The sequence below is a fragment of the Glycomyces sp. L485 genome, from assembly GCF_022548875.1.
GTDB lineage: Bacteria > Actinomycetota > Actinomycetes > Mycobacteriales > Micromonosporaceae > Glycomyces.
This window is the reverse complement of record NZ_JAKZEW010000084.1, coordinates 1-971: the sequence shown is the minus strand read 5'-3', so window position 1 is coordinate 971 and position 971 is coordinate 1. Positions and strand designations below refer to the sequence as shown.

Sequence of the window (971 nt, the reverse complement as noted above, 5' to 3'; positions counted from 1 at the left end):
ATGCGAAGCCGTGAGGTGAGGTATATGGACTGACGCCTGCCCGGTGCTGGAACGTTAAGAGGATCCATTAGGGCTTTGGCCTGTCGTGGTGAATTGAAGCGCCAGTAAACGGCGGTGGTAACTATAACCATCCTAAGGTAGCGAAATTCCTTGTCGGGTAAGTTCCGACCTGCACGAATGGCGTAACGACTTCTCCGCTGTCTCAACCACATGCTCGGCGAAATTGCAGTACGAGTAAAGATGCTCGTTTCGCGCGGCAGGACGGAAAGACCCCGGGACCTTTACTATAGCTTGGTATTGACCCATTGTCTGGTTTGTGTAGGATAGGCGGGAGCCTGGGAAGCCTCGACGCTAGTCGGGGTGGAGGTGTTGGTGAAATACCGCTCTGATTTGACAGTGTGTCTCACCCGCGGCCATGATCTGGTCGGGGGACAGTGCCTGGTGGGTAGTTTAACTGGGGCGGTTGCCTCCTAAATGGTAACGGAGGCGCCCAATGGTACCCTCGGGCCGGTTGGAAACCGGTCGGTGAGTGTAAGCGTAGAAGGGTGCTTGACTGTGAGACCGACGGGTCGAGCAGGTGCGAAAGCAGGGGCTAGTGATCCGGCACCGACGTACGGATGTGGTGTCGCTCAACGGATAAAAGGTACCCCGGGGATAACAGGCTGATCTTCCCCAAGAGTCCATATCGACGGGATGGTTTGGCACCTCGATGTCGGCTCGTCGCATCCTGGGGCTGGAGTTGGTCCCAAGGGTTGGGCTGTTCGCCCATTAAAGCGGCACGCGAGCTGGGTTTAGAACGTCGTGAGACAGTTCGGTCCCTATCCGCCGCGCGCGCAGGAGATTTGATGAAGGGCTGTCCCTAGTACGAGAGGACCGGGATGGACGAACCGCTGGTGTGCCAGTTGTCCCGCCAGGGGCATGGCTGGTTGGCTACGTTCGGGAGCGATAACCGCTGAAAGCATCTAAGCGGG

At 57.7% G+C, this 971-nt stretch carries 1 rRNA gene; it reads left to right on the top strand.

The features are described from left to right. Positions 1-971: ribosomal RNA gene (locus L0U85_RS20120) — 23S ribosomal RNA — on the top strand; the annotation flags it as partial.